At 68.9% G+C, this 17,871-nt stretch carries 15 protein-coding genes and 1 tRNA gene; 6 read left to right on the forward strand and 10 right to left on the reverse strand.

Annotation, left to right across the window (positions count from 1 at the left end; translation table 11 throughout):
• Position 1: 1 nt before the first annotated feature.
• The 8 genes from murA to BIU99_RS09460 form a co-directional block, all read right to left on the reverse strand.
• Positions 2-1,372, reverse strand: a complete 1,371-nt coding sequence (gene murA / locus BIU99_RS09425) for a UDP-N-acetylglucosamine 1-carboxyvinyltransferase (RefSeq protein ID WP_064296294.1) — start codon at positions 1,370-1,372, stop codon at positions 2-4.
• A gap of 19 nt (positions 1,373-1,391) precedes the next feature.
• On the reverse strand, positions 1,392-1,988 hold the full coding sequence (leuD, locus tag BIU99_RS09430; RefSeq protein ID WP_064296293.1) for a 3-isopropylmalate dehydratase small subunit: 597 nt from the start codon (positions 1,986-1,988) through the stop codon (positions 1,392-1,394).
• Positions 1,988-3,484: a 3-isopropylmalate dehydratase large subunit gene (leuC, locus tag BIU99_RS09435; protein ID WP_064296292.1), complete on the reverse strand. Its 1,497-nt coding sequence runs from the start codon at positions 3,482-3,484 to the stop codon at positions 1,988-1,990. The genes leuD and leuC overlap by 1 nt, the downstream gene beginning before the upstream one ends.
• Before the next feature lie 190 nt (positions 3,485-3,674).
• Entirely contained in the window at positions 3,675-4,313 is a 639-nt protein-coding gene (locus BIU99_RS19725) for a DUF4333 domain-containing protein (protein WP_139205392.1), read from the reverse strand.
• Positions 4,314-4,792: 479 nt separating this feature from the next.
• Positions 4,793-5,719, reverse strand: coding sequence for a hypothetical protein (locus tag BIU99_RS09445; protein WP_071260908.1), 927 nt, complete (start codon positions 5,717-5,719; stop codon positions 4,793-4,795).
• Positions 5,716-6,771 carry a serine protease gene (locus tag BIU99_RS09450; RefSeq protein ID WP_071260909.1) on the reverse strand — a complete coding sequence of 352 codons (1,056 nt, stop codon included), beginning with the start codon at positions 6,769-6,771 and terminating at the stop codon, positions 5,716-5,718. The genes BIU99_RS09445 and BIU99_RS09450 overlap by 4 nt, the downstream gene beginning before the upstream one ends.
• A gap of 164 nt (positions 6,772-6,935) precedes the next feature.
• Positions 6,936-7,008 (reverse strand) — tRNA-Glu (locus tag BIU99_RS09455).
• 108 nt (positions 7,009-7,116) lie between these two features.
• A complete protein-coding gene (locus BIU99_RS09460; protein ID WP_071260910.1) occupies positions 7,117-8,019 on the reverse strand; it encodes a diacylglycerol kinase family protein in 903 nt (300 codons plus the stop codon).
• An 83-nt stretch (positions 8,020-8,102) separates the two neighbouring features.
• Between BIU99_RS09460 and BIU99_RS09465 the strand changes: the two genes are divergently transcribed.
• Positions 8,103-8,741, forward strand: coding sequence for an MBL fold metallo-hydrolase (locus BIU99_RS09465; RefSeq protein ID WP_064296288.1), 639 nt, complete (start codon positions 8,103-8,105; stop codon positions 8,739-8,741).
• 10 nt (positions 8,742-8,751) lie between these two features.
• Here BIU99_RS09465 and BIU99_RS09470 read toward each other — a convergent pair whose 3' ends face one another.
• Positions 8,752-9,846, reverse strand: a complete 1,095-nt coding sequence (locus tag BIU99_RS09470; RefSeq protein WP_071260911.1) for an acyl-CoA desaturase — start codon at positions 9,844-9,846, stop codon at positions 8,752-8,754.
• A gap of 372 nt (positions 9,847-10,218) precedes the next feature.
• Here BIU99_RS09470 and BIU99_RS09475 point away from each other — a divergent pair, with 372 nt between their 5' ends.
• A complete protein-coding gene (locus BIU99_RS09475; protein ID WP_056006986.1) occupies positions 10,219-10,422 on the forward strand; it encodes a cold-shock protein in 204 nt (67 codons plus the stop codon).
• Between the two features lie 172 nt (positions 10,423-10,594).
• Here BIU99_RS09475 and BIU99_RS09480 read toward each other — a convergent pair whose 3' ends face one another.
• Positions 10,595-11,296 (reverse strand): SOS response-associated peptidase, encoded by a 702-nt coding sequence (locus BIU99_RS09480; protein WP_071260912.1) that lies wholly within the window; start codon positions 11,294-11,296, stop codon positions 10,595-10,597.
• Positions 11,297-11,437: 141 nt separating this feature from the next.
• On the opposite strand from BIU99_RS09480, the gene BIU99_RS09485 reads away from it, so the two are divergent.
• The 4 genes from BIU99_RS09485 to BIU99_RS09500 all read left to right on the forward strand — a co-directional run bounded on the left by BIU99_RS09485 (position 11,438) and on the right by BIU99_RS09500 (position 17,865).
• On the forward strand, positions 11,438-12,175 hold the full coding sequence (locus BIU99_RS09485; RefSeq protein WP_071260913.1) for a hypothetical protein: 738 nt from the start codon (positions 11,438-11,440) through the stop codon (positions 12,173-12,175).
• Complete coding sequence (locus BIU99_RS09490) at positions 12,172-13,767, forward strand: DNA polymerase Y family protein (protein WP_071260914.1); 1,596 nt, start codon at positions 12,172-12,174, stop codon at positions 13,765-13,767. The genes BIU99_RS09485 and BIU99_RS09490 overlap by 4 nt, the downstream gene beginning before the upstream one ends.
• A gap of 44 nt (positions 13,768-13,811) precedes the next feature.
• A complete protein-coding gene (locus BIU99_RS09495) occupies positions 13,812-17,234 on the forward strand; it encodes an error-prone DNA polymerase (RefSeq protein ID WP_071260915.1) in 3,423 nt (1,140 codons plus the stop codon).
• Between the two features lie 154 nt (positions 17,235-17,388).
• Complete coding sequence (locus BIU99_RS09500) at positions 17,389-17,865, forward strand: DapH/DapD/GlmU-related protein (protein ID WP_079002213.1); 477 nt, start codon at positions 17,389-17,391, stop codon at positions 17,863-17,865.
• Positions 17,866-17,871: the final 6 nt, after the last annotated feature.

Consider the following 17,871-nt stretch of genomic DNA (forward strand, 5'->3'; position numbering starts at 1 on the left):
ACTACTTCGTTTCGAGGACGAAGTCAGCACCGAGCTGCTGGAGCTTCACGATGAAGTTCTCGTACCCACGGCTGATGATGCCGACGTTGCTGACCGTCGACTTGCCCTCGGCGGTGAGCGCCGCGATGAGGTGGCTGAAGCCACCGCGGAGATCGGGTACCTCGATGTCGGCACCGTGCAACGGCGTCGGGCCGTTGATGACGGCGGCCTGCTCGAGGTTGCGCCGCGGCACGCGACGAGGCGTACCCGACAGCCCATTGGGGTGCACGACGATGTTCGCGCCCATGGTGTTTAGCGCGTCCGTGAAGCCGAACCGGTTCTCGTAGACGGTCTCGTGGACGATCGACTCGCCCGTCGCCTGCGTCAGCGCGACGATGAGGGGCTGCTGCCAGTCCGTCATGAAGCCGGGGTGCACGTCGGTCTCGATGACCACGGGCTTCAGCTCCTCCTTGCGGTAGAACCGGATGCCGTCGTCGGTGATGTCGAACCCGCCACCGGCCTTGCGGAAGATGTTGAGGAACGTCATCATGTCCTGCTGCTTCGCGCCGCCGACGAAGACGTCGCCGTCGGTCGCGAGCGCGGCCGACGCCCAGCTCGCTGCCTCGTTGCGGTCGCCGATGGCCGTGTGGTCGTACCCTTCGAGCTTGTCCACGCCCTCGATGAGGATCACGCGGTTCGGCTCGTAGGAGATGATCGCGCCCATCTTCTGGAGGACGGCGATGAGATCCATGATCTCCGGCTCGATCGCCGCACCCTTCAGCTCCGTGGTGCCCTTGGCACGGACCGCCGTGAGCAGGACCTGCTCCGTGGCACCGACGCTCGGGTACGGGAGGTGCACCGTCGTCCCGTGGAGGCCGTTCGGAGCTGAGAGACGGATGCCCTGCGGCAGCTTCTCCACGACCGCGCCGAACTTGCGGAGCGCGTCGAGGTGGAAGTCGATGGGGCGGTCGCCGATGCGGCACCCTCCGAGGTCGGGGATGAACGCCGCCCCGAGGCGGTGGAGCAGCGGCCCGCAGAACAGGATCGGGATCCGGGAGAAGCCGGCGTGCGCGTCGATCTCCTCCATGTGGGCGGACTCGACGTTGGTCGGGTCGAGGCGGAGCTCGTTCGGGTTCTCGCCCTCCGTCACGTCCACGCCGTGGATCTCGAGCAGGGAGCGGACGACCCGGACGTCGCTGATGTTCGGCACGTTGCGCAGGACGCTGACGTTCTCGCCGAGCAGCGACGCCACCATCGCCTTGGTCACGAGGTTCTTGGCACCCTTGACCTCGATGCGGCCCCGGAGCGGGATGCCGCCGTTGATCGTGATGCGGTCGACATCGAGTCCGACCGACGAGCCTGCCGCCTGTGACGCCTGGACGAGTGAATTCAAACCGGTACCTACTGCCTTGCTACTTGACGGGAATGGTGCGGGGCAGCCAGTTCGGCCGCCGGGCTTCGAATGCGGTGATCTGCTCCTCGCTACGGAGCGTCAGCCCGATGTCATCGAGTCCTTCGATGAGCCGCCACCGAGTGTAATCGTCGACCTGGAACGAAACCGTGAGATCGCCGACCGTGATGGTCCGGGAGATGAGGTCGACGACGGAATCCGCGCCTGGAGCGGCCTCGATCGCGGCCCAGAGCTGCTCGAGCTCCTCCTCCGTGACCTGGGCGGCCAGGAGGCCCTGCTTGCCGGAGTTCCCGCGGAAGATGTCGCCGAAGCGGGACGACACGACGACCTTGAACCCGAAGTCCCGCAAGGCCCACACGGCGTGCTCACGCGACGAGCCGGTGCCGAAGTCGTGCCCCGCGACGAGGATGCTGGCACCCTCGTAGACGGGCTGGTTCAGGACGAAGTCGGGGTCCTGACGCCACCCCGCGAAGAGCGCGTCCTCGAAGCCGGTCTTCGTGACCCGCTTCAGGTAGACGGCGGGGATGATCTGGTCGGTGTCGACGTTGGAGCGCCGCATCGGAGCGGCGATGCCGGTGACGGTCGTGAACTTGTCCATCAGGCGTGCACGCCTTCCTGCTCGGTGGCGGCATGTCTGCCGGGCTCGACCTCGAGGTCGCCCGGGCTGGAGAGCGTTCCACGGATGGCGGTCGCCGCGGCGACGAGCGGCGAGACGAGGTGCGTGCGGCCACCCTTGCCCTGACGGCCCTCGAAGTTCCGGTTCGACGTCGAGGCGCAGCGCTCGCCCGGAGCGAGCTGGTCGGGATTCATCCCGAGGCACATGGAGCATCCGGCGAACCGCCACTCCGCACCGAAGTCGGTGATGATCTTGTCGAGCCCCTCGGCCTCCGCCTCGATCCGAACCCGGGCGGAACCCGGGACCACCATGACCCGCACCCCCTCGGCCTTCGTGCGGCCCTCGATGATGGATGCGAACGCCCGCAGGTCTTCGATCCGGCTGTTCGTGCAGGAGCCCATGAAGACCGCGTCCACCGGGATCTCCTTCATCGGAGTGCCGGCCTCGAGCGCCATGTACTCCAAGGCGCGCTCGGCGGCGGACCGCTCGTTCGGGTCGGCGATGGCCGCCGGGTCGGGCACGTTCTCGCTCAGCGAGACGCCCTGTCCAGGGTTGGTGCCCCACGTGACGAAGGGCTCCAGCGTGTCGGCGTCGAGGAAGACCTCGGCGTCGAAGGCGGCGCCCTCGTCGGTCGCAAGCGTGTCCCAGTAGGCGACGGCCTCGTCCCAGTCGGCTCCGGTCGGTGCGTGCGGACGACCCTGCAGGTAGTCGTAGGTGATCTGGTCCGGGGCGACCATGCCGGCGCGGGCACCGGCCTCGATCGACATGTTGCAGATCGTCATGCGGCCCTCCATGGAGAGCGCACGGATCGCCGAGCCGCGGTATTCGAGGACGTAGCCCTGCCCGCCGCCGGTGCCGATCTTCGCGATGACGGCGAGGATGATGTCCTTCGCGGTCACCCCCGGCCGCAGCGTGCCCTCGACGGTGATTGCCATGGTCTTGAACGGCTTCAGCGGCAGCGTCTGCGTGGCCATGACGTGCTCGACCTCGCTGGTGCCGATACCGAAGGCCATGGCCCCGAAGGCGCCGTGGGTCGAGGTGTGCGAGTCGCCGCAGACGACCGTGATCCCGGGCATCGTGAGGCCGAGCTGCGGCCCGACGACGTGCACGATCCCCTGGTCGAGATCGCCGAGGGAGTGGATCCGCACCCCGAACTCCGCGGCGTTGCGACGGAGGGTCTCGATCTGCGTACGGCTGGTGAGGTCGGCGATCGGCTTGTCGATCGCGAGCGTCGGGGTGTTGTGGTCCTCGGTCGCGATCGTGAGGTCGACGCGACGCAGCGGCCGGTCGGCCAGGCGGAGGCCGTCGAAGGCCTGCGGGCTCGTCACCTCGTGGACGAGGTGCAGGTCGATGTAGATGAGGTCGGGCGTGCCGTCCTCACCCTTCACGACGAGGTGGTCGTCCCAGACCTTCTCGGCGAGCGTGCGTGGATGCTCGGGAATGCTCGGGACGGACGGATCGGCGTTCAGCTGCGACATGTCGTGGAATTCCTTCAAACGATGAGTGGTCAGGCGTCAGCGACCTCCGCGACGAGGGAGCCTGGAACTAGGCCTCGTCGCGGCTGGGAAGGAGGAGCAGCCCGGACAACATTCGCCCAGCGTACCACCCGGTCCGTGGCGAAACCGTCGGCACCGTCGTCGCTCCAGGGGACGCCGGGCCGACACACTGCTACTTCGGCGCGTCGATCCCGACGCGGTACTGCCCCTGGTCGTTGATGACCTCGACGGCCACCGGGTAGCTCTTCGCGTTGTACGAGAACGTGCACTCGAACTGCGTCCCGGTCGTGGCCGGCTGGTCACTCGGGCATTCGACCTTCTCGACGTCCGCGAGGCCGAAGTCCTGCTTGAGCACCTCGGCCACACCGGTCTGCACCGAGCCGCGGTCGAGCATCGGCGTGAACAGGCGACCGACCGAGAGGAGGGTGAGCGGGACGGCGATGAGCGATGCGGCGACCGCACCGATGAGCACGCCGATCCAGAGCTTGCGCCCGAGCGGTTTCCGGGCGGGTTTGCGGCTCGCAGCAGGCTGCTGGCCCGCGACTCCGTACTCGGGGCCGGGACGGAACGGACCGGTCTGCTGTGGACCGGACTGCGATCCTTGCTGTTGCGGACCTGGCTGGAACGGGCCGGTCGGGTGCTGCGCCTGTCCCGGACCGAAGGGCTGTGGCGCGGTCGGGCGTGCCTGACCGTAGGGCGGCTGACCCTGTGGCCCCTGAGGCTGACCCTGCGGCTGGCCCTGCGGCGCGCCGAACGGACGTCCCTGTGGAGCCTGGCCGGGGGCCTGACCCTGCTGAGGACCCCCGGGCACGTGACCGGGCTGACCAGTCGATGTCGAGGGCCGGAACCCGTCCGGACCGCCTGGCCGCCCGTGCTGCTGCGGCTGCTGGTTCGGGCCTGCGTTCGAGGGCCGCTGCTGCTGCACCCACGGCTGCCCACCGGGCGCGCCGGCGAACGGCGCTCCAGGCTGGGTGGGCGGCTGCGGCGCTGGACCGTTGGACTGCTGCCCTGGGGCGCCTCCCTGCGGATGAGGCCCTCCACCGGTCTGACCAGGCGCGGACGCCTGAGACGGGCCGTTCTGTGACGGGACGCCCTGCGGCGGTCCGTTCTGACCCTGCGGCGCGCCGTTCTGGGGTGCACCGTTCTGCGGCGGCGTCTGAAGCTGCGGGCTTCCCGGTCCGAACTCCAGGCGGGGTGCGTTCGGGTCGGGGAATCCCGGCGGCTGCTGGTCGGGGCGCAGGGGGCCGCCGACCGGGGGCTTTCCGAGGTCCTCGGGCTTCTGGTCGTCGGTCATTTCCTCAACTCCTCGATCCGATCCCAGAACGCGGCCTGATCGGCCGCCGGGATCACCGTCACGTCGAATCCTGATGGTGCGGTCGGCAGGTCCTCGAGCGTCGACGTGCCCGACACCTCGAAGCCGGCCTGCAACTGCAGCGTCGTCTCGCTGTCGACCGTCCCGCTCAACTCCATCTTTACGAGGCCGCCCTCGGCGTTCTGGAAGATCGTCACCGGGAGGAGCGTCGCGAGGTCGTCCTCGCTGAACGACGAGACGAGGTCGTCCGGGAGGTCGAAGAGCGTCCCGACGGCCAGCACGCTCTCGAGGCTCGCGCTCGTCGAGATCTGCGAGGAGCCGTCGTTGCGCATCGAGACGACGACGCTGCTGAGCGCGCCGTCCCCCGAGCTGCGAGTGGTTTCGACCGCGCTGTAGATGTCGCACGCGATGGAGATACCGGGGTAGACGCAGGCCGGCCCGAGCGAACCCTCGGCGTCCTCGTCAGCCACGTACTGCGTCTGGACGGCCACCCACTCCGTGGGCGCGAGCTCCTTGAGTTCACCGCCGAGCAGCAGGAGGTCGTAGTCGACTCCCGCCTGGTGATAGATGTCGACGGTGTCGCCGTCGGCCGAGCCCTTGTCCTGGCTGAACGACGCGGTCGGGTCGCCGAAGAGCACGACCGAGTCGTTCTCGTGCGACTCGAGGTCTCCCGAGACGGCGTGGACGTATGCCGACCCGATCACGTCCGGCGCCTGGCCGATCTGGGCCGAGAGCAGCTCGAACCTCGCCTCGGCGAGATCCTGCATATAGCTCTGCTGGGCGGCGGCGTCGGGGAACGCCGATCCGGGCGTCGTGCACGCGCTCAAGGCGAGCGCGGCGGTCCCGGCCAGAGCCAGGACGCCGATCCGCCGCCGGCGTCGCGTCACACTCGCGCTGGCGGTCATGACCCCTCCGCCAGAGCATCGTTGTACAGGGTGAGCGCCCGCTGTCCGAGGACGGGGCCCTCGAGCCAGGAACCGTCGCCGCGTGAAGTGACCGAGGTGACGTACCCGGCGCCGGTGGCGGGATCCAGGCGGGTGAGCCAGCCCCCGCCCGAGCAACCCGGGGTCATGAGGCAGTCGACCCGGTAGCCGGCATAGCCCTTGGTGGCGGCCTGGCTCGCGCAGTAGCGCTGCGACTGACCGTCGAACGGTGCGGCGGACGGATACCCGATCACCGTGATGCCCTCGGGCGGCGTACCGAACGAGATGCCCTGACCGCCGGTCACCTCCTGGATCTTCTGGCCTGCAGCGTTCGGGGCGAGCCGGATGAAGGCGAAGTCGTAGGCCCAGCCGTTGCCGCTCGTCGCACCGCTGGCGTCCGAGGTCGCCTCACTCGTGAACTCGTCGGGGACGTAGGTGCTGACCCCGGCCCACTGCCCATAGGGCTGGGTCTGGCCGTTGGCCGCGTCGGCCGGGATGAAGATGATGTTCTCGGCGAGCTGTTTGCCGTACGTGTCCCAGACGCAGTGGCCCGCCGTCAGGACGAGGTCCATGGTCGGGGCGTTGACGACGCTCGCGGAACAGACGTACGTGGCACCGCCGATGGAGAAGTACAGACGTCCCTGCGTGGCCGCTGCCAGTCCGGTCGCCGGGTACGGGTCGCCGGCTGCTGTCGGGGCGATGGCCTTGACGTCGACGTCGGGACCGACACCGGTACTCGGATGCACGACCACGCCGGTGGCCTGGTCGCCCGTGAGCGTGTCCTCACCCGGCTTCAGGTCCGGTGCCGTCGCTCCCCCGAACTTGTCGTCGGTCCAGTAGTCGTTGACCTCCTGGGGACTCGCGTCGAAGTCCTTGCGCAGGGTGTCGTCGGTGCCGCCGGCGACGTCGACGACGGGGCCTGCACCGCCGGCCACGGGCTCCCCCGTCACCGGGATGGAGCACCCCGTCAGCAGGGCGGCGAGGATCAGGACTGCGGCTGTCGCCGGAGCGCGGCGCTTCTGCTTCACGGTCACCCGGCCAAGCTAGCACGCAGCGGCACTCGTCGAGATCGGTGCGGGCCCTGCCTTCCGCGCATCCCGGAGGGCCTGCGTGGACATCCCGGGGCAGGCTCGATCCGCCGAATGAACGAAGCCCCGCTTCCTGATGACTCAGGAAAGCGAGGCTTCGTTCGGTGTTGTGACCCCAACGGGATTTGAACCCGTGCTGCCGCCGTGAGAGGGCGGTGTCCTAGGCCGCTAAACGATGGGGCCGTAAGCAACGGATATGAGTATGCCATACGATTTCGAGCCGTACAAATCGAGGCCACCAGCGGCATCCGACGGGCGTGTCGCACGGTGGTCGCGGTCGGGCGGACAGGCTCAGGCGAGCACGCGGAGGGCACCGGGGACCACGTCGATCGTGACCGGCAACGGACCGATGCGCTCCCCGTCGGCATAGGCCGTGATGCCGTCCGCGGCGATCGAGACCGAACGGACCCGCGACAGTCGCACGATGTCGAGATCCGTGTGGGCACCCGAGAAGACCTTGGGGAACAGCCGGAGGAACCGGAACCGGGACACGGGAGCGACGACGAACAGGTCGAATCGGCCGTCGGCGAGTTCCGCCTGCGGCGCGATGAGCATGCCACCACCGATCGAGGTGTTGTTCGCCACGGCGAGGAGGACGGCGTCGACCGTCTCCGGCGCCCCGTCCACGGTCAGCTCGTACCGACGCGCGCGGAGGGCAAGGAGCTCACGGAGGATCGCGATCGTGTACCGGCTGCGCCCGCGCGGCCGTCGCATGCGGTTCGCCCGCTCGTTGACGAGGGCGTCGAAGCCTGCGGACACCGCACCGACGAACCAGGTCGTCCGCTCGCCGTCCGTCACCGTGCCGGCGTCGATCACGCGCGGCCCACCCTCGAGCGCACGGAGCAGGGACGCGATCGCGGCTGCGGGATCCCCCAGCGGGATCCCGAGTCCCCTGGCGATGTCGTTGCCCGTGCCGGACGGGACCACGCCGAACGGCAGGCCCGAGTCACGCACCGCCTCGACGGCCAGACTCACCATGCCGTCGCCACCGACGACGACGAGCGCGTCCAACCCAGCCTCGATGGCAGTCTGCACCGCGCTCCGGAGCTGCCCGACGGTCTGCTCCTGCAGGCGGACGGCGCGGTGCCCGGCTTGCTCGAGGGCGTCGAGCACCATCGGGCCGACGGCTCGGGTCGAGCCGAACGACGCGGTCGGGTTGATGGCGACGCCGATGCGTCGGGGCTGCGTGGTCACCTGCCGATTCTGACAGGCCCCCGGCGGCCGGATACCCGGATGACCGGGTTGCCCCCGGCGCTCCCACGGTATTCACTCGTCCTATGAGACTCACGAAGTTCGAACATGCAGCATTCCTCCTCGAGACGGACGGCGCCAAGCTGATCGTCGACCCGGGCGCGTTCACGTCCCCGATCGCCGATGTGGAGCACACCGCGGCGGTCCTGATCACGCACCTGCACCCCGACCACTGGACCGCGGAGCACCTCGACCGCATCCTCGCCGCGAGCCCGGAGGCGGTCCTCTACGGACCGGCCGGTGTCGCCGCCGCCGCGGACGGGTACGACATCACCGTCGTCGCCCCGGGAGACGTGGTCGAAGCGGGGCCGTTCACGCTCCGGTTCTTCGGCGGGACCCACGCGGTCATCCATTCGTCGATCCCGGTGATCGACAACGTCGGCGTCCTCATCAACGACCTCGTGTACTACCCCGGCGATTCCTTCGCCGTCCCCGAGGGCGTCGACGTCGACCTCCTGGCCGCGCCGGCCGGTGCACCGTGGATGAAGATCTCCGAGGGCATGGACTTCGTCACCGCCGTCGCCCCGAAGCGCGCGTTCGGGACGCACGAGATGGTGCTCTCGGGGCCGGGACAGAGCATGTCGCACGACCGCCTGCAGTGGGCGACCGAACAGGGCGGCGGGACCTACTACCCGCTCGCCCCGCTCGACACGCTCGAGGTCTGAGACCGGACGACTACCGGCGGCGGAAGTTCGCCGCCGCCGGGCAGTCGAACGGGTCGCGGGCTGAGAGTCCGACCCGGTTGAGGTACTCGATGACGATGGCGTAGGACTGCAGCAGGGTCGTCTCCGTGTACGGCACCTGCTGGGTCTCGCAGTGCTCCCGCACGATGACGCGAGCACGGGCCAGAGCCGGGCGAGGCATGCTCGGGAACAGGTGGTGCTCGATCTGGTAGTTCAGGCCGCCCATGAAGGTGGCCATGCCGAAGCCGCGGACGTTGCGCGAGGTCAGCACCTGCTTGCGGAGGAAGTCGAGCTTCATATCCGCCGGGATGATCGGCATGCCCTTGTGGTTCGGTGCGAAGGACGCACCCATGTAGACGCCGAAGACCGCGAGCTGGACGCCGAGGAACGCGAACGCCATGCCGACGGGCAGGAAGAGGAAGATCGCGGCCAGGTACAGACCGACGCGGGCGACGATCATGCTGATCTCGGCGGCGCGGCCGTCGACCTTGCCCGGACCGAAGAGGGTCTTGAAGGACAGCGCGTGGAGGTTGATGCCCTCCAGCATGAGGAGGGGGAAGAAGAGGTAGCCCTGCTTCCGGGTGATCAGCGCCTGCAGGCCCTTGGCCTTCGCCGCGTCCTCCTCGATGAAGGAGATCGTGTCGATCTCGATGTCGGGGTCCTTGGTGACCTGGTTCGGGTTCGCGTGGTGGCGCGTGTGCTTCGTCATCCACCACGAGTAGCTGATGCCGACGATGCCCGCCGCGAGGAAGCGACCGGCGCGGTCGTTCGCCCGGCCCGAATCGAAGACCTGACGGTGCGATGCCTCGTGGGCGAGGAAGGCGAACTGGGTGAGGATGATGCCGAGCGCGCCGGCGATGAGCAACTGGAACCACGACTCGCGGAGCAGGACGAAGCCGGTGACGCAGCCGAGGAGCGCGATCACGAGGAACGAGAACGTGAGGATGTAGAACGTGCGGTGGCGGCGGAGGAGTCCTGCTTCGCGAACCGTCTTCAACAGCGACGAGTAGGAGCTGGTGACGTTCGCAGCGCCGGGCTTGCGGGGGCTCGTGGCACGAACCGGGCCGAGGATGGCTTCAGTTGACATGGGCACTCCGGAGGAATCGTGTCGACTTCCCAGCCGGGATGGTGAGCGGACGCTCGGGCGAGCATGAGCTCTGCAGATGGCCTCAGCCTACGGTCGACGGCTGGGGAATCACCGCACACCGCGAGATCCGCTGGAGATACCCAGGCATCACGACGAATGTCGGAAAAAGATGCGGAATTGGCCAATCCGTTACATGATCGGCTGCCGTTTCGAGCCGAGATGGGCTAACGTGGATCGAAGTTGTTGTGTTGCGCAGGTATTTCAAGCCGCGTTTCCACCGATGGATACGCTGCTTTTCTGAGGAGCGAGCAAAGAACACCGCGACGAACGGGCCCGAAAGTCGGGAACGGTCACTCATGAAAGAGGAAATACATGTCAACTGGAACTGTGAAGTGGTTCAACGCCGAAAAGGGCTTCGGATTCATCACTCCTGACGACGGCAGCGCCGACGTCTTCGCACACTTCTCCGCCATCGCGACGAGCGGCTACCGCTCGCTCGAGGAGAACCAGAAGGTCGAGTTCGAGACCAACCAGGGCCCCAAGGGCCTGCAGGCCGAGAACATCCGCCCCCTCTGATTCTCTGATCAGTCGGAGCTGACGATCCGAGCGGCCGGTCATTCCAGCCCTCGCGTCTGAGACACCGGGAACCGCCCCTGACGTTCGCGTCAGGGGCGGTTCTGTGTGTCCGGGGTAGATTTCGTGTCTCCGGGGCGGTTCCGTTCCGTGCATCCGGCCGACTCTCCTGCGGCTACTCCTGGACGGGGAGGATGAGCTCCGGTCCATCGCCCTGCAACGGCGCCACCCGGTGGAAGACAAGCTGCTCGGCGACGTCGGTCGCTGCGGACACCATCTCGTCGACCTCGTCCTGGTCGGCCTCGTGGTGCGGATCGAGCCAGGCGTCCCAGCATTCCGGAGGCAGCGTCACGGGCGTCCGTGGGTGCAGCTCCTGCAAGGGACCGACCGCCGGCCGCGTGAGGATGGTCGCGCTCAGCACCCAACGCCGCGGGTCGTCGTCCGGTCGCGAGCGGTCGCGCCACCACGAGTAGAGGGCCGCGAAGACGATCGGTTCACCACCAGCGGTCTGCACGTAGTACGGGGTCTTCGTCGCGCCCTCGGTGTGCCACTCGTAGTACCCGGCGGCGGGGACCAATGCGCGCTTCTGTTTGACCGATGGCGCGAACGTGGGCTTGGTGGTGACCTCCTCCGCGCGAGCATTGAAGGTCGGGTACTGACTCTTCAGCTCGGTGGCGAACGACGGCACGAGTGACCACCGCGCCGATTCGAGCCGGCGGACCACCGGCCCCGTCTTCACCGAGTCGAGGATGATCGGGATCTGCTCGGTCGGGCGCACGTTGTACGAGGGCCCGGGCAGCTCGGCAGCCGCGTGGTCGATGTCGAAGAGCTCGATGAGTTCCTCGGTGGATTCGGTCACGACGAAACGTCCGCACATGGGCCCAGCGTACCGGGCGCCGCCGACACCGCGGACCGCGTGTCGGTGGGATGCGGGACCATGGTCGAGCCATCCGTCAGTCGTCGTCGAGAGCGGATCGAGCCGGTTGACTTGTTCGAAGATATGTTCGAATATTGAGCCATGGCCCTCCGCGCACTCGTCGACTCCCCCGTTAGGGCGGACACCGCGACCGAGCTGCACGAACTCCAGGGGCGCATCAAACGGATGCAGGGGACGCGCCTCGACACCCGATCCCTGCCGACCGCTCCTGAGCTCTCCCGACTCCTGCCCGGCGGTGCCCTCCAGGCCGGAGGCAGCTACTCCGTGCTCGGCTCCACGGCGCTCGCCATGTCGCTCATGGCCGGGCCGTCCGCAGCCGGGACCTGGTGCGCCGTCATCGGTCTCCCCTCGTTCGGCGTGGAGGCGGCGGCTTCCATGGGCATCGACCTCGAACGACTCGTCCTCGTCCCCCAGCCCGGGCCGGACTGGCTCACGGTCACCGCGGCCATGGCCGACGTCGCCGGCGTGCTCATCACAGCGCCTCCCGGACGGATCACCCCGAGCGACGCCGCCAGACTCGCGGCTCGCCTCCGGCAGCGCGAGGCCGCACTGATCGTCCTCGGTTCCTGGCCGCAGAGCGATGCGACGTTGCGCGTGACCGAGAGCTCCTGGAGCGGCCTCGGGTCGGGGCACGGACATCTCCGGCATCGGCGGCTCACCGTCAGCTCGATGCTCGGCCAGGGGGCTGCGGGCCGGCCCAGGACCGCGCACCTGACGCTGCCCCTGGGATCGACCGAGGGTCGCACCGCGCCGCTCGCCGGCTCCGGCTTCCTCGACGACGACACGGTCGTCCGGCTCCCGATGGTCGTGAACCGATGACGACCGAACCGCCTGCGGGACCGGTCGAGCGCACCATGGTCCTCTGGTGCCCCGACTGGCCGATCGTGGCGGCACGACTCTCTGGAACGCTGTCCGAGGACACGACCGACGCTCCACTGGCCCTGGTGGAGCATGGTGAGGTCCTGGCCTGCGACGCCACCGCACGAAGAGCAGGAGTGCGGCGAGGACTCCGTGTCCGCGAGGCCGAGGCCCGCTGTCCGGAACTGGCCACCGCCGACTACGACCCGGTCGTCGACACCCGCGCCTTCGAGCCGATCCTCCTCGGCATCGAGGAGCTCATGCCGGGCGTCCAGCCCTTCCGGGCCGGGCTCTGCGCCATCCGATCCCGAGGACCGAGCAGATACTACGGCGGCGAGTCGGCTGCGGCGGAGGTGCTCCTGGCCCGTCTCGACGAGCTCGGTGTCCCCGACGCACGGATCGGCATCGCCGACGGCCCCTTCGCCGCGGAGCAGGCCGCGAGGTCCACCGCGTTCCAGCAGGACGGTTCCCGGATCCTCGTCATCCCCTCCGGAGCCTCTCCCGCCTTCCTGGCCCCGCTCCCCCTGTCCACCCTCGGGCGCCCCGAACTGGGCTCACTGCTGCACCGGCTCGGGATCAGCACCCTCGGGGCGTTCGGCGCGCTGCCCGCGACCGAGGTCCGCGACCGCTTCGGAGCCGACGGCGCCCGAGCGCACCGCCTCGCAGCCGGCGCGGACGCCCGAAGCGTCGTCCCCCGCGTGCCACCCACCGAGCTGGCCGTGTCGATCGCCTTCGAGCCCCCGCTCGACCGCATCGACCAGCTGACCTTCGGGTTCCGGCAGTCCGCGGAACGGTTCATCACCGGCCTAGCGGAGGCCGGCCTCGTGACCACCGCGATCACGATCAGCATGCGGAGCGAGCGCGGGGAGCGCTCCACCCGCACCTGGCTCCACCCACGCTGGTTCACCGCTGGCGACGTCCTCGATCGCGTGCGTTGGCAGCTGCAGGGCGCGTCCGACATCGATCACGGACTCGCCTCCCCCGTCGAACTCGTCGAGGTCGTCCCGGAGACCCTCGACGACGCCGCGGAACACGAGGAAGGGCTCTGGGGCAGCGGACCGGACGAACGCATCCACAGCGGACTCGCCCGCGTCCAGAGCATGCTCGGTCACGACGGCGTCGTGACCGCGGTGCCGTCCGGCGGACGCCTCCTCCTCGACCGCCGCATCCTCGTCCCCTGGGGCAGTGTTCCACCGGGTGGTGAGGCGGCCGTGGCCGAACGCCGGAACCGGCCGTGGCCCGGGACCATCCCGGGGGCGGCTCCGTCGACCGTCTTCGACACCGCCGTGCCGGTCGAGGTCGTCGACGCGACGGGGCTGGCCGTGGCTGTCGACGAGCGCAGCACCGTGAGTGCAGCGCCCGCACGGTTCTTCGCCCTCTCGGACTGGCACGTCATCGACGGCTGGGCCGGCCCCTGGACCATCGACGAACGCTGGTGGGACGACGACGGACACCATCGCGTCCACCGTCTCCAGGTCCTCGACGACAAGGGCGACGCCTGGCTGCTCCTGTTGGAGGAGCAGCACTGGAGGGCCGAGGCCCGCTACGACTGAACCGCATCGCGTCCGCACCACACCGCATGACGAAGGAGCCCAGCATGGGATGGAACAACCCCCCGGTCTCATGGTCGGAGTTCGAGCGCCGTCTGTCCGACGCGAGCCGTCCGGCCACCCTGCCGCTGGGAGCCGACGGTGGGGACAGCCCGGCCTGGTCGCGGAAGCGTCAACCGTACGTCCCCGAACCACCGGAGCAGCGCCCGTCGACGACGCGGGTCCCCTATGCGGAACTCCACGCGCACTCGAGCTTCAGCTTCCTCGACGGCGCGAGCCCGCCGGAGCGGCTCGTCGAAGAGGCTGCGGCACTCGGCCTGCACGCGCTCGCGCTCACCGACCACGACGGTTTCTACGGCGTTGTCCGGATGGCCGAGGCGGCGGAACGGTTCCCCGACCTCCGGACGGTCTACGGTGCCGAACTGTCCATCGGCCTGGACCGGCCGCAGAACGGCGTCCCCGACCCCGTCGGGCATCATCTGCTCCTGCTCGCCCGTCGAGCAGAGGGGTATCACCGCCTGGCCGGCGCGATCACGGACGCACAACTCGCCGACGGAGCCGAGAAGGGCCACCCGATCTACGACCTCGAGCGGCTCGCCGCCTCCGTCGCCGGCCACGTGACCGTGCTCACCGGGTGCCGTAAGGGGTTCGTCCGCACCGCGCTCCGTGCGCACGGTCCGGAGGCCGCCGCCGCCGCCGTCGACCGACTCGTCGCCCTGTTCGGTCCGGAGCACGTCGTCGTCGAGTTGAGCGACCACGGCCACCCGGAGGACTCGGCGGAGAACGATGCACTCGCCGAGATCGCGGCGTTGCTCGACCTCACCGTCGTCGCGACCGGCAACGTCCATTACGCCACGCCCGAGCAGCATCGACTCCAGACCGCGCTGGCGGCCGTCCGAGCACGACGCAGCCTCGACGAACTCGACGGATGGCTTCCCGCGGCCGGAACCGCGCACCTGCGGAGCGGAGCCGAGATGGCGGACCGGTTCGCAAGATACCCCGGAGCGGTGGCACGGAGCGTCGAGCTGGCGGATGAACTCGCCTTCAGCCTGCGGGCGGTCCGCCCGAAGCTCCCGCGACAGCGCGTCCCGGAGGGCCATACGCCCATGAGCTGGCTCCGGCATCTGGTGCTCGAAGCCGTCCCCGTCAAATACCCCGACGCCACTCCCGAACACCTCCGACGCATCGAACGGGAACTCGAGGTCATCGAGCAGAAGGACTTCCCCGGGTACTTCCTGATCGTGCACGACATCGTCAGTTTCGCCCGCGGCCGTGGCATCCTCTGCCAGGGACGCGGTTCCGCCGCGAACTCGGCCGTCTGCTACCTGCTCGGGATCACCGCCGTCGACTCGATCTTCTACGAGCTGCCGTTCGAACGGTTCCTCTCCAGCATGCGGGAGGAGGAGCCCGACATCGACGTCGACTTCGACTCGGACCGGCGCGAGGAGGCCATCCAGTACGTCTACGAGACCTACGGACGCCGCAACGCCGCTCAGGTCGCGAACATCATCAGCTATCGGCCGAAGTTCGCCGTCCGCGACACCGCCAAGGCGCTCGGGTACAGCCCCGGTCAGCAGGACGCCTGGTCGAAACAGGTCGAGCGTTGGGGCGGGGTCATGTCGAGCACCGACCACGACATCCCCGAGCGCGTCGTCGGCCTCGCGCAGCAGATGCTCACCCTGCCCCGGCACCTGGGCATCCACTCGGGTGGCATGGTCCTGACCGATCGCCCGGTCGGCGAGGTCTGCCCGATCGAGCACGGGCGCATGGACGGTCGCACGGTCCTCCAGTGGGACAAGGACGACTGCGCCTGGATGGGGCTCGTCAAGTTCGACCTCCTGGGTCTCGGCATGCTCTCGGCCATCCAGTACTGCTTCGACCTCGTGGCCGAGCACACCGGAGAGCGCTGGACCCTCGAGACCATCCCGAAGGACGAAGCGGGGGTCTACGACCAGCTCTGCCGGGCCGACACCATCGGGGTCTTCCAGGTGGAGAGCCGCGCGCAGATGGGCATGCTGCCGCGTCTGCTCCCCCGCCGGTTCTACGATCTCGTCATCGAGGTCGCCATGATCCGCCCGGGGCCCATCCAGGGCGGCGCGGTACACCCCTACCTGCGTCGGAAGACCGGCCAGGAGCCCATCACCTACCTCCACCCGAGCCTCGAACCGGTCCTCGAACGTACGCTCGGCGTGCCGTTGTTCCAGGAGCAGCTCATGCAGATGGCGATGGCCGTCGGTGGGTGCTCGGCCGAGGATGCGGACCTCCTGCGCCGGGCGATGGGATCGAAGCGTGGCGAGGAGAAGATCGAGAGCCTGAAGGACACGCTGTACCTCGGCATGGCCGGCAACGGCATCGTCGGTGCGGACGCCGATGCCGTGTACGCCAAGATCCAGGCCTTCGCCAACTTCGGCTTCGCCGAGAGCCACTCCCTGAGCTTCGCCCTCCTCGTCTACGTGAGCGCCTGGCTGCGCCTGCACTACCCGGGGGCCTTCCTCGCGGCCCTGCTCCGGGCGCAGCCCATGGGGTTCTATTCGCCGATGACGCTCGTCGCCGACGCCCGCCGACACGGCGTCTCCGTCCTGCGTCCCGATCTGCATCGCTCCGGCGCACAGGCCGGCCTCGAAGCGCTCGACCCGGAGGCCACCCCCGGCGCCCCGGTCGCTCCCGGCGGGCGCACGCACTGCCTCGAACACGAGCAGGGACCGACCGGGCTCTTCGATCCGCTCCTTCCCGACGATTCGGCAGGACACCGGCGCGACGGCGCACTCGCCGTCCGGCTGGGACTCTCCTCCGTCCAGGGGATCGGTGAGGAGCTCGCGAAGCGGATCGTCGCCGAACGGGAGTCCGGAGGGCTGTTCACCAGCCAGGCCGACCTGGCCAGGCGGATCGGCCTGAGCTCCTCGCAGTTGGAGTCGCTGTCGGCGGCGGGCGCCTTCGACGGATTCGGCCTCACCCGTCGTGAGGCGATGTGGGGCGCAGCGCAGGCCAGTCGGCATCGTCCCGACCAGCTCGAGGGGACGTTCACGACCGTGCAGCCGCCGTTGCTCCCGGTTCCGACGGCCGCCGAACAACTCATCTCCGACATCTGGTCGACCGGGATGTCGACCGACGACCATCCGATCCGCCACGTCCGAGCCGAACTCACACGCCGAGGGGCGTTGCGGTCCGACGAACTCCTGACGGCGCAGACGGACCGTCGCGTGGAGGTCGGGGGTGTCGTGACGCATCGGCAACGGCCGGCCACGGCGAGCGGCATCACCTTCATGAACCTCGAGGACGAAGCGGGTCTCGTCAACGTGATCTGCAGCGTCGGCGTCTGGAACCGGTATCGCCGCGTGGCCAGGGAGGCCCCGGCGATGGTGGTCCGCGGCATGCTCGAGCGATCACCGGAAGGCATCGTCAATCTGGTGGCGGATCGGTTGGAAGCGCTCCGGATCGGGGCGAACACCCGTTCGCGGGACTTCCAATGACCCATCACGACCAAACCGCGGCGGGCTCCCCCTCCGAACACCCTCTACAGCACAGCACGAAACTCATGGGATTCCCAGGCAGGCCCTGGGAAGGAATGACCGGGAGCCATCCGGCGTTGTCCCCAGTGTTGAGTAGACCAGAAGGGGGTCACCCATGGCGAGAGTGTACGAAGAGATCGAAGGCCGGACCGGCGAGGTGGAACGGTACCGTCACCACCCGAACGGCAAGGGCATGGTCGCAGCTCGTGCACTGATCGATCCGTCGGCGTTCATCGAACGCACCACCTTCGTGGAGGCTGACGCGGACATCCGTGCCAACGCCTGGATCGGTGCCGGAACCTGGATCGACCGGTCCGCAGTGATCGGCGAAGGCGCCTTCATCGGCGCGAACGTCCACATCGGGGAGCGCTGTGTCATCGGACGCGGAGCACGAGTCGGAAGCGACGCCCGTCTCGGCGCCGACGTCCAGGTCGCCCACGGCGCGAGCGTCGATCGGGACGCCAGGGTCGCAGACCGCACCGTGGTCGGCAGCGAACGACCGGTCATGACCGAACCGACGGTCCGTCAGACGAACCGCGCCCCGCGCCGACCTCGCGCGAACGGCACCGACCGGTTCGGGAAGGCCGCCTGACCGGCA

Source organism: Plantibacter sp. MMLR14_011 (assembly GCF_001865025.1).
GTDB lineage: Bacteria > Actinomycetota > Actinomycetes > Actinomycetales > Microbacteriaceae > Plantibacter > Plantibacter flavus_A.